This window comes from Streptomyces sp. NPDC028928 (genome assembly GCF_055564915.1).
This window is the reverse complement of record NZ_JBVHVI010000011.1, coordinates 254,706-271,658: the sequence shown is the minus strand read 5'-3', so window position 1 is coordinate 271,658 and position 16,953 is coordinate 254,706. Positions and strand designations below refer to the sequence as shown.

Below are 16,953 nucleotides of genomic sequence, written 5' to 3'. Positions count from 1 at the left end.
CCTGGTCGGTCTCTAGCGGTCCCCGAAGATCGTGCGGTGCCAGTCCTTCCTGGCCACCGCCGTGTTGTCGAACATTACGTGCTTGACCTGCGTGTATTCCTCGAAGGAGTACGCCGACATGTCCTTGCCGAAGCCGGAGGCCTTGTAGCCGCCGTGCGGCATCTCGCTGATGATCGGAATGTGGTCGTTGACCCAGACGCAGCCCGCCTTGATCTCGCGGGTGGCCCGGTTCGCGCGGTAGACGTTGCTGCTCCACGCCGAGGCGGCGAGGCCGTACGGGGTGTCGTTGGCCAGCCGGATCCCCTCATCATCGTCGTCGAACGGAAGCACGACCAGCACGGGGCCGAAGATCTCCGACTGGACGATCTCGCTGTCCTGGGCCGCGTCGGCGATCAGCGTGGGCCGGTAGTAGGCGCCGTCCTTCAGCTCGCCCTGCGGGGCCTCGCCGCCGGTCACCACGCGCGCGTAGCCCCGCGCGCGGTCCACGAAGGCGGCGACCCGGTCGCGCTGGACGTGCGAGATCAGCGGCCCGAGGTCGGTGCCGGGCGCGAAGGGGTCGCCGAGCCGGACGGTCTCCATCAGGGCGGCGGTCCGCTCCACGAACGCCTCGTACAGCGGGCGCTGCACGTACGCGCGCGTGGCGGCCGTGCAGTCCTGCCCGGTGTTGATGAGCGCGCCCGCGACCGCGCCGTGCACGGCGGCCTCCAGGTCGGCGTCGTCGAAGACGACGAAGGGCGCCTTGCCGCCCAGCTCCAGGTGGAGCCGCTTGACGGTGGCGGTGGCGACCTCCGCGACGCGCTTGCCGACGGCGGTGGACCCGGTGAAGGAGGTCATGGCCACGTCCGGGTGCCCGACCAGGTGCTCGCCCGCCTCCTTCCCGGTCCCGGTGACGATGTTGATCACGCCGTCCGGGAGGCCCGCGTCCGTGGCGGCCTGGGCGAACAGCAGCGAGGTCAGCGGGGTCAGCTCGGCGGGCTTCAGGACGATCGTGTTGCCCGCGGCGATCGCCGGGAGGATCTTCCAGGCAGCCATCTGGAGCGGGTAGTTCCAGGGCGCGATGGACCCGACGACGCCGATGGGTTCACGGCGGATGTACGACGTGTGGTCGCCGGAGTACTCACCGGCGGACTGGCCCTGCAGCTGCCGGGCGGCGCCCGCGAAGAACGCGGTGTTGTCGATGGTCCCCGGCACGTCGAACTCGCGGGTGAGCTTGAGCGGCTTGCCGCACTGGAGGGACTCCGCGCGGGCGAGGTCCTCGGCGCGGTCGGCGAGCACGGCGGCGAACCGGTTCAGGGCGTCCGAGCGCTCGCCCGGGGTGGCGGCGGCCCAGCCGGGGAAGGCGGCGCGCGCGGCGGCGACGGCCGCGTCGACGTCGTCGGTGCCGGCCAGCTCGTACGTGTACACCTCGGCGCCGGTCGCGGGGTCCACCACGGCGTGGTGGCGGCCCGAGGTGCCTTGGGTGAGGCGGCCCGCGACGAACTGCGCGCCGTCCGCGAAGCGGTCCTGTGCGGGGAATCGTTCCGGGGTGGCGGTGCCCGGGTTGTGCATGTCGCTCTCCTCCGCCGTACGCCCCGTCCCGGGGGGTGGGTGGCGTAGCTCCAGCTCGATTTGAGTGCCGATCCTGACAGAGCCATGGCACTCCAACAAGTGATTCCGTTGTTGCCTTTTGGTTACGCGACGGAATCTGTCGACCAGGTGTCGAGTCGGCGTGGAAAAGGGCGGACGGAGTGTCCGTGGTGCGTGCCAGACTCGCGTGCATGGGGAAGATCGACGGGGTGGACGCCCTGATCAGGGAGGTCCGGGCAGGGTCCCGGATCAGGTATCTGCACTTCTGGGGGCACCGGCCGCGGCCGGACGGCCGGGTCGGCGCGAGCTGTCTCAGCCAGTGGTGGCCGGCCCCGTTCGTGGTGGACGGCGTGGAGTACGCGACGGCCGAGCACTGGATGATGGCGGGCAAGGCGCGGCTGTTCGGCGACGCGGAGGCGGAGCGCCGGGTGCTGGCCGCGAAGCATCCGGCGGCGGCGAAGAAGGCCGGGCGGCTGGTCCGGGACTTCGACGAGGAGACCTGGCGGCGGGAACGCTTCCGGCTGGTGGTCGAGGGCAGCGTGCACAAGTTCGCCGCCCATGACGACCTCGGGCTCTTCCTGCGGAACACCGGGGAGCGGGTGCTGGTGGAGGCGAGCCCGCTGGACCGGATATGGGGCATCGGCCTGGCCGCGGACGACGAGGCGGCCTCCGACCCGGAGCGCTGGCGGGGGCTGAACCTGCTGGGCTTCGCCCTGATGGAGGCGCGGGAACGGCTGGCGGGCGCGGGGGCGTAGCGCTGCGGGGCTCTGCCGTCACGCCGGGGGCCGGTGCGCCCTCACACCGGGACCGGTGTGCCGTCAGTCCGCAGGCGGGCCGTCTTCGGGCCACTCGTGCGCGCCGGTCACTTCCCGCGCGACGCGCTGCCACTCGCCTCCCCCGCCGGGCAGCGGCCAGGCCCACGTGGGCCGTTCCGTCGTGTGCAGCTCGTGGAGCCGGCGGGCGAGGGACGGCCCCTCGATCGCGGCACCATCGGGGACCGCGGTGCCATAACGGGCGCGCAGCTCCGTGTAGCGGGCCAGTTCGGTCTCGTAGCGGTGCACCGCCCGAGCGGTGCCCGCGGCCACCTCGTCGCTCGGGGCGGTGCGGTGCAGGTGCAGCAGCGGCGGTGCGGTCGACTCGGCGATCGCCGCGGCCAGCCGTGCGTGACCGTCCAGGACCAGATGGCAGTCCAGGCCGCTGACCCACCACAACAGGACGGGCGGGAGCGTTCCGTCACGGGCCTGCTTGCGGTAGGCCTTGACCCGGCCGTCGCTCGCGTCGGGCACCGGGCGCAGCGGGAGGATCTCCCACGAGCCGGAGTGGACGAACCAGTCGATGTATCCGTCGGGGTGGCCCTGGACGAGCATCTCCTGCCAGTACTCGGCCTGCGGCCGACCACCGTGGTTCCAGCGCAGCAGCCGGCTGTCGGGCGAGATCAGCCAGCGGCCGTCGTGGAGCGGGCCGCCCGGTGCGTCGAGCAGGTGGGACACGAGGCGGTGGGCCCAGCGGGCCGGGTCGCCGGCCAGAGCCCGTGCCGTCCGCGCACGCAGCGGCGGGACGGGCGGGCGATAGGCGTCGGTGCGCCAGAAGTCCACTCCGCACTGGTCCCGCTCGACGGCCGCGAGGAGCACGGGCCGCGACTCCTGGGCCAGGAGCAGCCGCCGTTCCGCGCTGAACAGGCACAGGCCGGGTTGCCGACGGGACCGCACCTCCAGGGACAGGCCCGCCCACGTGCCGTCGTCACGCGTGAGGTCCGTGCGCCGCATGCCGGGACGACACATGCCGGGGGCGGTCAGCCGCGCGTGGCGATGAGCAGGGCGAACAGGCCCAGGACCAGGACGATCCCCGCGGCGCCGCAGATGATGCCGGCCAGGGCCACGCCCGGGTTCGTCGCCTCGCCGCGGCGGGCCCTGCCCCGGCCGATCCCGCCGAAGATCAGGGCCAGGACGCCCAGCACCAGGGCGATCGGCCACATGACGAAGCCGACCGCCGAGATGATGCCGAGCACCAGGGAGGCGGTGCCCATGCCGTTGCTCGGGAGCGGCTGCATGCCGGGCCAGGCGTAGCCGCCTCCGGCGGGGTAGGGGGCGCCGTACGGGGCCTGCTGCGGGCCCGGGTAGCCGTAGCCGGGCGTGGGGCCCGGGTAGCCGTACGGCACCTGGCCGGGGCCGCCGGGGGCGATGGGCGGCGGGGGCACCGGTTCCGCTCCGCCGTGCGGGGCGGCGGGGGGTGCGAAGGGGTTCGCCGGAGGCGTGGCGGCCGGGGGCGCGAAGGGGTTCGGCTGCGGCGTGGCGGCCGGGGGTGCGAAGGGGTTCGGCTGCGGCGTGGCGGCCGGAGGCGCGAAGGGGTTCGGCTGCGGTGCCGGGGACGGCGACGCGGGTGCGTGTCCGTGGGCCGGGCTGGCCCAGGGTGCGGGGCCGGCGTCGGCGGGTGCGGGCGGGGCCGTCGGCAGGGAGGTCAGCGTCTGCTGGTCGTGGACGGAGACCGGTGCCGGTGCCGGTTGCTTGTCCAGGGAGACCTGGGGGGTCGCGGCGGGCTGCTCCCGCGGCGTGGACTGCGGCACGTCGTCGGACATGGTGAAAGAACCCCCTCGCTGGACGTCCCGCCATGCTACGGGCCGGAGGGGAGGCCGTGGCCCGGGGCCTACGATGATGCCGCGCGGACGCCGCGCGACCGATCAGCCGATCACCCCGGGGAGGACCCCTTGACCGACAGCTCCGCACCCGCCACCGGCACCGCCGACCGCGATCTGCGTGTCTTCATCGCCGGGCTGCCCAAGGCCGAACTGCACGTCCACCACGTCGGCTCCGCCTCCCCCCGCATCGTCTCGGAACTGGCCGCCCGCCACCCCGACTCCAAGGTCCCCACCGACCCCGAGGCCCTGGTCGACTACTTCACGTTCACCGACTTCGCGCACTTCGTCGAGGTGTACCTGTCGGTCGTGGACCTCATCCGCACCCCGGAGGACGTCCGGCTGCTCACCTACGAGGTGGCCCGCGACATGGCCCGCCAGCAGGTGCGGTACGCCGAGCTGACCATCACCCCCTTCTCCTCCACCCGGCGCGGGATCGACGAGCGGGGCTTCATGGACGCGATCGAGGACGCCCGGAAGGCGGCCGAGGCCGAGTTCGGGACCGTACTGCGCTGGTGCTTCGACATCCCCGGCGAGGCCGGTCTGGAGGCGGCCGAGGAGACGACGCGGCTGGCCACCGACGACCGGATCCGCCCGGAGGGCCTGGTGTCGTTCGGGCTCGGCGGGCCGGAGATCGGCGTGCCCCGGCCGCAGTTCAAGCCCTACTTCGACCGGGCCGTCGCCGCCGGGCTGCGCTCCGTCCCGCACGCCGGGGAGACCACCGGCCCGCAGACGGTGTGGGACGCGCTGACCGAGCTGGGCGCGGAGCGGATCGGGCACGGCACCAGCTCCGCGCAGGACCCGAAGCTGCTCGCCCACCTCGCCGAGCATCGCATCCCGCTGGAGGTGTGCCCGACCTCCAACATCGCCACCCGCGCGGTCCGCACCCTGGAGGAGCACCCGATCAAGGAGTTCGCCCGGGCCGGGGTGCTCGTCACGGTCAACTCCGACGACCCGCCGATGTTCGGCACCGACCTGAACAACGAGTACGCGGTGGCCGCCCGGCTCCTGGACCTGGACGAGCGGGGCCTGGCCGGTCTGGCGAAGAACGCCGTGGAAGCCTCCTTCCTGGACGCGGAGGGCAAGGCGCGGATCGCCGCCGAGATCGATTCCTACACCTCGGCCTGGCTCGGCTCCTGACGCCCACCACAATGGGGCCATGCAGACCGTGACCGCCGTGGCCCACCGCGGCGACCCCTACCGCTTCCGCGAGAACACCGTCGACTCACTGCGTTCCGCGCTCGACCAGGGCGCGGACGCCGTCGAGGTCGACGTACGGCTCACCCGTGACGGCGTCCCCGTGCTGCTGCACGACGAGACGCTGCAACGGCTGTGGGAGGTCGGCCGGCCGCTGGCCGCGCTGTCCGCCGAGGAGCTGCGCGGGCTCACGGCGGGCGGGGTGCCGACGCTCGCGGAGGCGCTGGCCGCGACCGGTGACAGCGGGGTGATGGTGGACCTGTGCGGGCCGGTCGGCCGCCGTACGGTCGAGCGGACCCTGGACGTGGTCCGGCAGAGCGGCGCCCGGGACCGCGTCTACTACTCCGCGCACGCCGAGGCGGTGCTCGCCGTCCGCGCCGCCGACCCGGCCGCCGAGATCGCCCTGACCTGGACGACCCTGGCCCCGCCCCGGCCCGCGGTGCTGGCCGCCATCCGCCCGCGCTGGCTCAACTACCGCTTCTCCCTGGTGAGCCGGGAGCTGGCGGCCCGCGTCCACCACGACGGCTGCCTGCTGTCGGTGTGGACCCCGGACACCCGCCGCTCCATGAGCCGCCTGCTGGATCTGGGCGTCGACTCGATCACCACGAACCGGATCGACGTCCTGCACGCCCTGCGCACCGCGGCCCAGGAGGACTGCACCCGGGATTACTGAGAGGTCGACGCCCTGGTTCCAGGCCATCTCAGGTCCCGCCGTTGTGCAGCGGTGAGGCGGTGTTGCCGGCGCGGGCGTGTTCTTCGGCGCCGCCTCCCCCACCCGTAGGGGCCATCCCCGACAACTCCCCGACCCTCGCGGCCGGTTGATCCGGACCGCACCAGGGTCGCACCCCCTCCTCGGTGAGGATCCGCGTTCCGTACCCGGCGCCGCAAGCTGATCACGCACCTTCTCCGGATGCCCGATCCGCCCTCTCCTCAAGGAGTCCCGCGCATGCGCCCGAACCGCCGCTCCACCCTCCTGGCCGCCGCCCTCGTCACCGCGTTGGCCGCCGGCCCGCTGGCCGTGCCCGCGTTCGCCGCGCCCGCGCCCCCGGCGTCAGCCCCCGCCACCACCGGCCCGGACGCCGAGGCCCTCTCCGCCGCGATCGCCGGGCTGCCCGATCACGATGCCACCGCCGCGCTGCTGCGCGTCGGCGGTGACGGCAGCTGGCACGGGACGGCCGGGGTGCGGGACGTGCGGAGCGGGGCGCCGGCGCTGGCGAACGGGCGGTTCCGGGCCGGTTCGGTGACGAAGGTCGTGACGGCCTCGCTCGTGCTGCAACTGGCCGCGGAGGGGCGGATCGACCTGGACGGCACCGTGCAGCGGTATCTGCCGGGCCTGCTCACCGAGGACTTCGACCCGATCACCGTACGGCAGCTGCTGAACTACACCAGCGGTCTGCGCCCGGGTTCGTCCCTCGGCGACACCGTGGAGGAGGGTTACCCGCACCGCTTCGAGACGCTGACGCCCCGACAGGTCGTGGCGGACGCCGTGGCGCAGGGTCCGGCGTACGCGCCGGGCACCCAGCAGACCTACGGCAACATCCACTACACCGTGCTGGGCATGCTCATCGAGAAGGTGACCGGCGACTCGTACGCGCACCAGGCCGCGGTGCGGATCTTCCGGCCGCTCGGCATGCGGCACAGCTCCTTCCCCGTCGGCGGGGACCCCCGGATCCACGGGCCGCACAACCGGGGCTACGACTGGATCGACGGCAGGCTGGTCGACGTGACCGACTGGAACATGACCGACCGGTTCGCGGCCGGCGACCTGATCTCCACGACCGCCGACCTGGAGCGGCTGCTGGTGGGGCTGTTCCGCGGCCGGGTGGTGCCCGAGCCGCAGCTGAAGGAGATGTTCACGCTGCCGGACGTGCCCGGGGCCCGGTACGGCGCGGCGCTGGAGCGGATCGAGGTGAACGGCAAGGTGATCTGGGGCAAGACCGGCTCGCGGCCGGGGTACACCGCGGTGATCGCCGCGACCCGGGACCTGTCCCGCACCCTGGTCTACTCGGTGAACTCCACGGACGCCAAGGGCGACGGCCAGCAGGCCGCCGCCCAGCGCTTCGGGTTCCCGGCGTTCAACCGCTGACGGTGACGGCGGCCGGGGGCGCGGACGGTGTGCCGAGCGCCTCCAGCCGCTTGATCTTCTTCCGTACGACGTACAGCGGGACGACCCCGAACACCCCGAACGACATGTCGATGACGCTCCACCAGAACGGGATGCCGCGGACGGGTCCGCAGACGAGGGCGAGCGGGATGACCCCGGCGCAGGCGATCATGCCGAACTCGACCACCCAGATGTTGCGGACGGGGTCGCGGTACGGGCCGTAGAACGCGACCGCGATGACGAGGTGGGCGAAGGCCAGCCAGTCGGTGCCGTACAGGACGAAGGGGTACTCGGTGTCGACGGTGTCCAGGCCGTCCCGCACCCGGGTGATCCACGCCATCATCCCGGGCAGGTGCTCCGGCACGGACAGCGCGCGCAACGCGCTCTCGGTCCAGTGCAGTTCGTGCACCAGCGGAAAGGCGGTGGCCCCGCTCAGGACGAGGCACACGACGAAGAGGGCCAGCCAGACGCGGATGCCCTTGAGCAGGGCGGCTCTGTCGCTCATGGCAGGAGCGTACGCCTGGAGTTGAACATGTTCAAAACCCCTTTCCCGGTGCGGACTTCCGGTGAGTCATTTCACAATTCTCGGACATACGCGTAAATTTCCGCCCACCGCTTCGAGGGCTCACCGGCAGACGGGGGCAAGGCATGGGCACGGACGACCGCGTCACGGTGACGACCGGGATCGCACGGCTGCACGCGTCGCCGGCACTCGCCGGCCCCGGCCGGCTGGGGCTGGTGACCAACCACACCGGTGTCCTCCCCGACCTGCGCCCGGCCGCGCCCGCGCTGCTCGACGCCGGCGTACGGCTGGTCGCCCTGTTCGGTCCCGAGCACGGGCTGCACGGAAGCGGCCAGGCCGGCGAGAGCGAGGCCGCCCGGACGGACCCCGCCACCGGCCTGCCGGTCCACGACACCTACCGGTGCGAGGGCGAACGCCTCGGCAGACTGCTGGCCGACAGCGGCGTCGACGCCCTCGTGTACGACCTCCAGGACATCGGGGCCAGGTTCTACACCTACGTCTGGACGATGTTCGACCTGATGGTCTCGGCGGCCCGTACGGGCGTACGGTTCGTCGTCGCCGACCGGCCGAACCCCGTCGGCGGACTCGTCAGTGAGGGCCCGCTGCTCGAGGCCGCGTGGGCCAGCTTCGTCGGGCGCGCCCCGCTGCCCGTCCGGCACGGCCTCACCTGCGGCGAACTCGCCCGGCAGCTCAACGCCTCCGCCGTGCCCGAAGCGGCCGGCCGCGCCGCCGACCTGACGGTGATCGAGATGACCGGCTGGCGGCGGGACATGGACGCGGAGGCCACGGGGCTGCCCTGGGTCGCGCCCTCGCCGAACATCCCGACGCCGGCCACCGCCCGTGTCTACCCCGGCACCTGCCTGTTCGAGGGGACCAACCTCTCGGAGGGCCGCGGCACCACCCAGCCCTTCGAGATCGTCGGCGCCCCGTACCTCGACGCCCGGTTCGTACCCGCGCTCGCCGAACTCGGTCTGCCCGGAGTGCACTTCCGAGACCTGTGGTACGTACCGACCTTCCACAAACACGCCGGACGGCCACTGCGCGGGGTGCAGCTGCACATCACCGACCGCGAGGCATTCGCTCCCGTACGCACCGCCGCCCTGATGCTCGCCACCGTACGGCGGCTGTACCCCGACGACTTCGCCTGGCACTCCGCGAACGGCGGCGTGCCGGGGGCCGGCCGGCGGTACTTCATCGACCTGCTGTGGGGGTCCGACCGGCTGCGGCGCGCCGTGGACGCGGGCGAGGACCCGCTGCCGCTGTGTGATCCGCCGGCACCGCCCGCCCGGTGGGCCGGCGACGACGTGCTGCTCTACGCCTGAGACCGGAGACGACCCGCCGATGACCACTCGTACGACCCCGCCCCGGGCCGGCATCCGTGGCTTCCGCGTCGGTGACGGCCCGCGGCTGGTGGAGGCGTGGCGCCGGAGCGCACCGGCCGACCCCATCACCCCGGACCGCTTCCGCTCCCTGGTGCTGCTCGACGCCAACTTCGATCCGCAGGGGCTGCGGGTGGCCGTCGACGGGGACCGGGTCGTCGGTGCCGCCTACGCGGTGCGCCGGCTGACCCCGCTGGCCGGAACCGACCTGGAGCCGGAGCAGGGCTGGATCCCGTTCTTCTTCGTGGACCCGGCCGCCCGCGGGCGCGGCCTCGGCCGCCGGCTGCTGACCGAGGCCCTCGACTGGCTGCACGGCCACGGCCGCACCCGGGTGGACTTCTCCTCGTACACCCCGCACTACGTCCTCCCCGGCCTGGACGCCGAGGCGTACCCCGAGGCGGCCGGGCTCCTCGGCTCCCTGGGGTTCCGCACGCTGTACGAGGCGGCGGCGATGGACCGCGGCCTGGTCGGCTATCGCCTCCCGGACGAGGTCGCGCGCCGCGCCGCGGAACTGACGGCGCGGGGCTACCGGTTCGCCACCCCGTCCGACGACGACCTGGTGGATCTGGTCGCGCTCGCCGGGAACCACTTCAACGCCGACTGGGCGCGGGCGATCCGGGGGTGCCTGGCCGCGGGCACCCCGCTCGACCGGATCGTGGTCGTCCGGGACCCCGCGGGCCGCCTGGTCGGCTGGGCGATGCACGGCGCGTACGAGTCGGCGGACGAGCGGTTCGGGCCGTTCGGGGTGCTGGAGGAGATGCGCGGCACCGGGCTCGGCAAGGTCCTGCTGCACCTGGTCCTGGAACGGATGCGGGCGCGCGGCGCGCACTCCGCGTGGTTCCTGTGGACCGGCGAGCGGTCCCCGGCGGGCCACCTGTACCGCGCGGCGGGTTTCCGCACGACCCGGGTCTTCCGCGTGCTGCGCCGGGAGGCCGCCCGATGACACCGTCCCCCCGCGGCACCGGGGGCCTGAGCCGTCGTCACTTCGCGCTCGCGCTCCCCTCGGCCCTGCTCGTCTCCGGCTGCGCCGCGCCGCACCGGGGCACCGGCCGGCCCGGGGATCCGATCGTGCTCACCCTGCTCTCGCACTACGCGAGCGGGGTGCTCCGGGAGGCCCTGCAGGGCCCGGTGGACGAGTGGAACGCCACGCACGAGCGGGTCAAGGTACGGACGCTGGCCGTGGAGTTCACGGACCTGCTGACCACGTTCATGGTCCGGCAGGCCGCCGGGCAGGGCGCCGACATCGTCCACCCGTACTGCCTGTGGAACGGCCAGCTCGTACGGGCCGGCGTCCTGCGGCCCGCCCCGCCCGAGCACGCCGAGGAGATCCGGCGCGGCTACGGCGAGGCGGCCGTAGGCGCCGCGTCGGTGGACGGCACGGTCTACGGCTACCCCACCGAGGTGCAGACGTACGCCCTCTACTACAACAAGCGGCTGCTGCGCGCGGCCGGTGTCGACGGCCCGCCGCGCACCTGGCGGGAGCTGGAGGACACGGCGTACCGCACCACCCGGCGGGACCGGTACGGCAACACGCTGGTCCAGGGGTTCGGTCTGTCGGTGTACGACGACTCCACCACCGTCGGCCAGACTCTCGCCCTGCTCAACGCGGCGGGCGGGAGGTTCGTCACCGCCGACGGCAGGAGCACCGCCCTCGACTCCCCCGCCGGCCGGGCCGTGTTCGGTCTGGAGCGGCGCCTCGTCGTGGAGGGGGCGAGTGATCCCGGCGTCAACGTCTACCAGGCGTTCGCGTCCGGGCGGGTGGCCATGGTGATCAGTGCCGGCTGGTGGACCGGGAGCCTGCGGGCCGTGATGGGCGGGGCCTACCGGGACGTCGGTGTCGCGCCCGTGCCCGTCCCCCGGGCCGGCGACGCGCGCGCCACGCTCTCCACCGGCTTCATGCTCGGGGTCAACACGGCCAGTGAACATCCGCGCGAGGCATGGGAGTTCCTGCGCTGGCTCAACACCGAGCGGGTGCGCGGGAAGAAGGGCGCCACGGTGACCCGGATGAGTGCCCTGCAGGTGTCCGCCGGCTCCCTGACCGCCCGCGCCGACGACATGCGGGCGCTGCTGGGTACGGGCGGCGACCCGAACCTGCGCCCGTTCCTGGACGCGCTGGGGTACGCGGTGCCGGAGCCCAACGGGCCGGGCGCGCAAGCGGCCAAGTCGCTGCTGCGCAAGAACATCGAGGCGCTGTGGACCGGTCAGCAGTCGGTCACCGAGGCCCTGCGCACCATCCGCCGCCAGGTCGATCAGGAGGTGGCGCGCTCATGGTGAACACCCTGGCGCCGGAGCCGACCGAGCGGGCGCCCGGCCCCCGGTCCGCCGGTCCCGCCGGAGACGGCCGCGAGCGGACCCGGCGCCGGCGCCGCCAGGCCGTCGTCGCCTATCTCTTCCTCGCGCCGACGCTGCTGTTCTTCGCGGTCTTCCTGGTACTGCCGCTCGGCTTCGCGCTGCTGCTGTCGCTGTCCCGCTGGGCCGGCTTCGACCTCGCGGACATCGATCCGGCCGGCCTGGACAACTTCGCCGGGCTCTTCGCGGACGGCTCGACGTTCCTGGCGCCGGTCCTGACCAACACCCTGCTGTTCGCCCTCGGCACCGTGGCCCTCGCACTCGCCGGCTCCGTGCTCGTCGCCACCTGCATCGACAAGCTGCGCTGGCAGGGGCTGTGGCGCACCCTGTACTTCCTGCCGATCGTCACCACCGTTGTCGCCGTCGGCAACGTGTGGAAGTACATGTACGAACCGGGCGGCCTGGTCAACGGCGTCCTCAACGCCCTCGGGCTCGGCTCGGTGGCGTTCCTCCAGGATCCTCACACCGCGCTGCCGTCGGTCGTGGTCGTCCAGGCCTGGGCCTCGCTGGGCTCGGCGATCCTCGTCCTGACCGCCGGGCTGAAGTCCGTACCCGAGTCGTACTACGAGGCCGCCGCGCTCGACGGGGCCGGGCCGGTCACCGTGTTCTGGAGGATCACGCTGCCGCTGCTGCGGCCGTCCCTGCTGTTCGTGTGCGTCACCCAGTTCCTCACCGGCCTGCAGTCGTTCGCGCTGATCATCGTGATGACCAAGGGCGGGCCGGGCGACGCGACCGACGTCGCCGCGCTGGAGATGTACCGGCAGGCCTTCGGCTACGGCGACTGGGGCACCGCCGGCGCCGCCGCCTTCGTGCTGTTCCTGGTGGTCCTCGCCGTCACCCTGATCCAGTTGTGGATCTTCCGGCACAAAGGGGAGGACGCGTGACCGGACGCCGTTTCCCGTGGCTGTCGTACCTGGTGGTCGTCACCGGCGCCGTGCTCACGGTGGTGCCGTTCCTCGACATGGTGATGACGTCCTTCAAGGGGCCCGGTGAGGCCGGCACGCTGCCGTACCGTTTCCTGCCGAAGGCGTTCGACCTGTCCAACTACCGGGCGGCGATCGACCAGTTGGACCTGCCGGTGCTCTTCCGCAACAGTGTCGTCGCCACCACGGTCATCACCGGATCGGTGCTGCTCACGTCGTCGCTCGCCGGCTACGCACTCGCCAAACTGCGCTTCCCCGGCCGGGACCTGGTCTTCCGCCTGGTGCTGGCGACGATGATGTTCCCGCCGTTCCTCTTCTTCGTCCCCCGCTTCCTGATCATGGTGCACTGGCCGCTGGCGGGCGGCAACGACCTGTTCGGGCGGGGCGGTGCGGGTCTGACCGTCAGCATCGTGGCGCTCGCGATGCCGTTCCTCGTCAACGGGTTCGGGATCTTCCTGATGCGCCAGTTCATGGTCGCGATCCCGGACGAGGTCCTGGAGGCCGCGCGCATCGACGGGGCCGGGGAGTTCGCCGTGTGGTGGCGGATCGTGGTGCCGCAGACCAGGCCGGTCGTGGTGACGCTCGGACTGCTGACCTTCGTGGACGCCTGGAACGAGTACATCTGGGCGCTGCTGGTCTCGACCGCCAACCCGGACGTGATGACGCTGCCCGTCGGCATCCAGCTTTTGCAGGACCACGTCGACCCGGCCCGCACGATGCCGATCGTCATGGCCGGCCTGGTCCTGAGCGTCCTGCCGGTCCTGGTCCTCTTCCTGCTGCTGCAGAAGCACTACATCCGCGGTGTGATGCTCAGCGGCCTCAAGTGAACCGGAAGAAGGTCCCGGAAGGGGGGGTCAAAGACCCGCGATCCTGTTCCAGCGCCGGGCGAACTCCGTCCGTTCCGTGGAGGTGATGTCCCGGGCGACGGCGAGCCGTTCGCGCATCGTGTCGTCGGGGAAGATCAGGGGGTTGTCGGCGAGGGCCGCGGTCTCCTCGTCCCCGGCGGCGGCGAGGACGTCCCGGGCGGCCGGTACCGGGCAGACGTAGTTCACCCACGCGGCGAGCCGCGCGGCGACCTCGGGGTCGTAGTAGTGGTCGACCAGCCGCTCGGCGTTGGCCTTGTGGCGGGCCCGGTCGGGGATCATCAGGGAGTCCGACCACAGCTCGGCGCCCTCCTCGGGCACGACGAAGCGGATGTCGGGGTTGTCCGCCTGGAGCTGGATGACGTCGCCGGAGTACGCCTGGCAGGCCAGCACGTCCCCGCTGACCAGGTCCTTGGTGTAGTCGTTGCCGGTGAAGCGGCGGATATGGCCGCGGTGGACCTCCCGCTCCACCTGGTCGCACACGCGGTGGAAGTCGTCGGCGGTCCACCGGGTGATGTCCACGCCGTTGCCCTGCATGAGCAGCGCGAACGACTCGTCCAGGCCGGACAGCAGGGTCACACGGCCCTTGAGGTCCTTCGCCCACAGGTCGGAGACGGCGCGTATCTCACGGCCGAGCTCGCGGTGGTTGTAGGCGATGCCGGTGATGCCGGACTGCCACGGCACGGTGAAGCGGCGGCCCTGGTCGAAGGCGGGCGAGCGGAGCAGCGGGTCGAGGTGGTGCGCCACGTTCGGCTGGCGGTCGCGGTCCATCTCCTGCACCCAGCCGAGCCGGACGTACCGGGCGCACATCCAGTCGCTGATGACGATCAGGTCGCGGCCGGTGGACTGGTGGTTCATCAGCGCGGGGCTGATCTTGCCGAAGAACTCGTCGTTGTCGTTGATCTCCTCGACGTAGTCCACGGAGATCCCGGTGCGCTTCTCGAACGCGCGCAGCGTGGGCCGCTGGTCGGGGTTGTCGTCGTCGGTGTCGATGTACAGCGGCCAGTTCGCCCAGGTCAGCCTCTTGTCGGCCGCGGACTCGTCGGCCACGGCCCGGTCGCCGGGCCGGACGTAGGCGGCGGGCACCCCGCATCCGGCCAGGGCACCGAGCGCGGCGGTGCCGCCGAGGGCGCGCAGCAGGGAACGGCGGGACGGCGGGGGTGTACGAGAAGAAGTCTGTGACACCCCGAAAGCATGCCGTCCCGCCGTTCAGGCGATCAATCGACGCTGCGTCGAGCGAGGCCGCGTCTGCCTGACACCCTGTCGATCAGCGCTGAGGACGTGTCAGCCGTCCAGCGACGTCATCACGTGCTTGATCCGCGTGTAGTCCTCGAAGCCGTACGCCGACAGGTCCTTGCCGTAGCCGGACTTCTTGAAGCCGCCGTGCGGCATCTCCGCGACCAGCGGGATGTGCGTGTTGATCCATACGCAGCCGAAGTCGAGCTTCTTGGACATGCGCATCGCGCGGGCGTGGTCCTTGGTCCACACGGAGGAGGCCAGGGCGTACTCCACGCCGTTGGCGTACTCGACGGCCTGGTCCTCGTCGGTGAAGGACTGGACGGTGATGACCGGGCCGAAGACCTCGTTCTGGATGATCTCGTCGTCCTGCTTCAGGCCGGAGACGACGGTGGGGGCGTAGAAGTAGCCCTTGTCGCCGACCTGCTGGCCGCCCGCCTCGACCTTGGCGTGGGCGGGGAGGCGCTCGATGAATCCGGCGACCTGCTTGAGCTGGTTGGGGTTGTTCAGCGGGCCGAAGAGGACGTCCTCGTCGTCCGGCTGGCCGGTCTTGGTCTCGGCCGCGGCCTTGGCGAGCGCGGCCACGAACTCGTCGTGGATGGACTCGTGGACGAGGACGCGGGTGGCGGCCGTACAGTCCTGGCCGGCGTTGAAGAAGCCCGCGACGGAGATGTCCTCCACGGCCTTGGCGATGTCGGTGTCCTCGAAGACGACGACCGGCGCCTTGCCGCCCAGCTCCAGGTGGACCCGCTTGACGTCCTTGGAGGCGGACTCGGCGACGGAGATGCCGGCGCGCACGGAGCCGGTGATGGAGGCCATCGCCGGGGTGTCGTGCTCGACCATCATGCGGCCGGTCTCACGGTCGCCGCAGATGACGTTGAAGACGCCCTTGGGCAGGATCGAGCCGATGATGTCGGCGATCAGGACCGTGGAGGCCGGGGTGGTGTCCGAGGGCTTCAGGACGACCGTGTTGCCCGCGGCGATGGCCGGGGCGAACTTCCACACGGCCATCATCATCGGGTAGTTCCACGGGGCGACCTGCGCGCAGACGCCGACCGGCTCACGGCGGATGATCGAGGTCATCCCGTCCATGTACTCGCCGGCCGAGCGGCCCTCCAGCATCCGGGCCGCGCCCGCGAAGAAGCGGATCTGGTCGACCATCGGCGGGATCTCCTCGGAGCGGGTGAGCCCGACCGGCTTGCCGGTGTTCTCCACCTCGGCCGCGATCAGGTCCTCGGCGCGCTCCTCGAAGGCGTCGGCGATCTTCAGGAGGGCCTTCTGCCGCTCGGCCGGCGTGGTGTCGCGCCAGCCCGGGAAGGCGCGGGCGGCGGCCTCCATGGCGGCGTCCACGTCCGCCTGCCCGGACAGCGGCGCGGTGGCGTACGCCTCGCCCGTCGCGGGGTTGACCACCTCGGTGGTCCGTCCGTCGGCGGCGTCCCGGAACTCACCGTCGATGTAGTTGCGCAGACGACGCAGCTCGGTGCTCACTGCCGGCCTCCTGATCTTGTTCAAGCTGTCCGATCTCTGAGACACCCACCCTAGTCGCCGTACCCACGTTTTCAACACCCCCGACGCCGTCACATCTGCGAAATCCGCAAGGTCGCGTCTCACAAACAACGAATTTCATCGCTCGGGCCTTGCGAAACTATCGAGACGTCGTGCAGAGTGAGGTCGTGGCCAGTCGAAGCGCAGACCAGAGGGACTCGTCCCGCGAGTCCAGGAACGGCGGCAGTCCCCAGCTGGACGCCGTCTCCCTCGCCATCATCCAGCAGCTCCAGGAGGACGGCCGCCGGCCGTACGCCGCGATCGGCAAGGCCGTCGGCCTGTCCGAGGCCGCCGTGCGCCAGCGCGTGCAGAAACTGCTGGACCAGGGCGTGATGCAGATCGTCGCCGTCACGGACCCGCTCACCGTGGGCTTCCGCCGGCAGGCGATGGTCGGGATCAACGTCGAGGGCGATGTCGAGTCGATCGCGGACGCGCTCACTGACATGTCGGAAGTCGAGTACGTGGTGATGACCGCGGGCTCGTTCGACATCCTCGCCGAGATCGTCTGCGAGGACGACGACCACCTGCTGGACGTCATCAACAAACGCATCCGGTCCCTGCCCGGAGTGCGCTCCACCGAAAGCTTCGTCTACCTGAAGCTGAAGAAGCAGACCTACATGTGGGGAACCCGATAAC

16 protein-coding genes are annotated in these 16,953 nt (G+C 72.0%); 10 read left to right on the top strand and 6 right to left on the bottom strand.

All coding sequences use genetic code 11. From position 1 onward, the window contains the following. Positions 1–12: 12 nt before the first annotated feature. Complete coding sequence (locus ACZ4U1_RS26625; protein WP_467906569.1) at positions 13–1,548, bottom strand: gamma-aminobutyraldehyde dehydrogenase; 1,536 nt, start codon at positions 1,546–1,548, stop codon at positions 13–15. A 209-nt stretch (positions 1,549–1,757) separates the two neighbouring features. Between ACZ4U1_RS26625 and ACZ4U1_RS26620 the strand changes: the two genes are divergently transcribed. Beyond that, positions 1,758–2,321, top strand: coding sequence for an NADAR family protein (locus tag ACZ4U1_RS26620; RefSeq protein WP_467906567.1), 564 nt, complete (start codon positions 1,758–1,760; stop codon positions 2,319–2,321). A gap of 63 nt (positions 2,322–2,384) precedes the next feature. Here ACZ4U1_RS26620 and ACZ4U1_RS26615 read toward each other — a convergent pair whose 3' ends face one another. Continuing rightward, the gene (locus ACZ4U1_RS26615) at positions 2,385–3,332 is read right to left on the bottom strand and encodes a hypothetical protein (RefSeq protein WP_467906565.1); all 948 of its coding nucleotides are present in this window, start codon (positions 3,330–3,332) and stop codon (positions 2,385–2,387) included. Between the two features lie 26 nt (positions 3,333–3,358). Beyond that, positions 3,359–4,141, bottom strand: coding sequence for a DUF4190 domain-containing protein (locus tag ACZ4U1_RS26610; protein ID WP_467906563.1), 783 nt, complete (start codon positions 4,139–4,141; stop codon positions 3,359–3,361). Positions 4,142–4,159: 18 nt separating this feature from the next. Here ACZ4U1_RS26610 and ACZ4U1_RS26605 point away from each other — a divergent pair, with 18 nt between their 5' ends. The 3 genes from ACZ4U1_RS26605 (at position 4,160) to ACZ4U1_RS26595 (ending at position 7,481) form a co-directional block, all read left to right on the top strand. Beyond that, positions 4,160–5,338 carry an adenosine deaminase gene (locus ACZ4U1_RS26605; RefSeq protein ID WP_467906687.1) on the top strand — a complete coding sequence of 393 codons (1,179 nt, stop codon included), beginning with the start codon at positions 4,160–4,162 and terminating at the stop codon, positions 5,336–5,338. 19 nt (positions 5,339–5,357) lie between these two features. Then, a complete protein-coding gene (locus ACZ4U1_RS26600; RefSeq protein ID WP_467906561.1) occupies positions 5,358–6,068 on the top strand; it encodes a glycerophosphodiester phosphodiesterase in 711 nt (236 codons plus the stop codon). A gap of 273 nt (positions 6,069–6,341) precedes the next feature. Beyond that, a complete protein-coding gene (locus tag ACZ4U1_RS26595) occupies positions 6,342–7,481 on the top strand; it encodes a serine hydrolase domain-containing protein (protein WP_467906560.1) in 1,140 nt (379 codons plus the stop codon). Here the strand turns inward: ACZ4U1_RS26595 and ACZ4U1_RS26590 are convergent. After that, positions 7,471–8,004, bottom strand: coding sequence for a hypothetical protein (locus ACZ4U1_RS26590; RefSeq protein ID WP_467906558.1), 534 nt, complete (start codon positions 8,002–8,004; stop codon positions 7,471–7,473). The two genes, ACZ4U1_RS26595 and ACZ4U1_RS26590, sit on opposite strands and share 11 nt — an antisense overlap. A gap of 143 nt (positions 8,005–8,147) precedes the next feature. Here ACZ4U1_RS26590 and ACZ4U1_RS26585 point away from each other — a divergent pair, with 143 nt between their 5' ends. Genes ACZ4U1_RS26585 through ACZ4U1_RS26565 form a run of 5 tightly spaced genes read left to right on the top strand, consistent with a single transcriptional unit; the run spans position 8,148 to position 13,500 of the window. Next, a complete protein-coding gene (locus ACZ4U1_RS26585) occupies positions 8,148–9,344 on the top strand; it encodes an exo-beta-N-acetylmuramidase NamZ family protein (RefSeq protein WP_467906556.1) in 1,197 nt (398 codons plus the stop codon). Positions 9,345–9,363: 19 nt separating this feature from the next. Then, on the top strand, positions 9,364–10,344 hold the full coding sequence (locus ACZ4U1_RS26580; RefSeq protein ID WP_467906554.1) for a GNAT family N-acetyltransferase: 981 nt from the start codon (positions 9,364–9,366) through the stop codon (positions 10,342–10,344). Then, positions 10,341–11,675 carry an ABC transporter substrate-binding protein gene (locus ACZ4U1_RS26575; RefSeq protein ID WP_467906553.1) on the top strand — a complete coding sequence of 445 codons (1,335 nt, stop codon included), beginning with the start codon at positions 10,341–10,343 and terminating at the stop codon, positions 11,673–11,675. Before ACZ4U1_RS26580 ends, ACZ4U1_RS26575 begins: the two co-directional genes overlap by 4 nt. Beyond that, on the top strand, positions 11,669–12,634 hold the full coding sequence (locus ACZ4U1_RS26570; protein ID WP_467906551.1) for a carbohydrate ABC transporter permease: 966 nt from the start codon (positions 11,669–11,671) through the stop codon (positions 12,632–12,634). The genes ACZ4U1_RS26575 and ACZ4U1_RS26570 overlap by 7 nt, the downstream gene beginning before the upstream one ends. Next, a complete protein-coding gene (locus ACZ4U1_RS26565) occupies positions 12,631–13,500 on the top strand; it encodes a carbohydrate ABC transporter permease (RefSeq protein WP_467906549.1) in 870 nt (289 codons plus the stop codon). Before ACZ4U1_RS26570 ends, ACZ4U1_RS26565 begins: the two co-directional genes overlap by 4 nt. 27 nt (positions 13,501–13,527) lie before the next feature. Here ACZ4U1_RS26565 and ACZ4U1_RS26560 read toward each other — a convergent pair whose 3' ends face one another. After that, on the bottom strand, positions 13,528–14,721 hold the full coding sequence (locus ACZ4U1_RS26560) for an ABC transporter substrate-binding protein (RefSeq protein WP_467906547.1): 1,194 nt from the start codon (positions 14,719–14,721) through the stop codon (positions 13,528–13,530). A gap of 99 nt (positions 14,722–14,820) precedes the next feature. After that, complete coding sequence (locus tag ACZ4U1_RS26555) at positions 14,821–16,260, bottom strand: gamma-aminobutyraldehyde dehydrogenase (protein ID WP_467906546.1); 1,440 nt, start codon at positions 16,258–16,260, stop codon at positions 14,821–14,823. Positions 16,261–16,430: 170 nt separating this feature from the next. Here ACZ4U1_RS26555 and ACZ4U1_RS26550 point away from each other — a divergent pair, with 170 nt between their 5' ends. Then, positions 16,431–16,952: an Lrp/AsnC family transcriptional regulator gene (locus ACZ4U1_RS26550; RefSeq protein ID WP_467906545.1), complete on the top strand. Its 522-nt coding sequence runs from the start codon at positions 16,431–16,433 to the stop codon at positions 16,950–16,952. The last annotated feature ends 1 nt before the right edge of the window (position 16,953 follow it).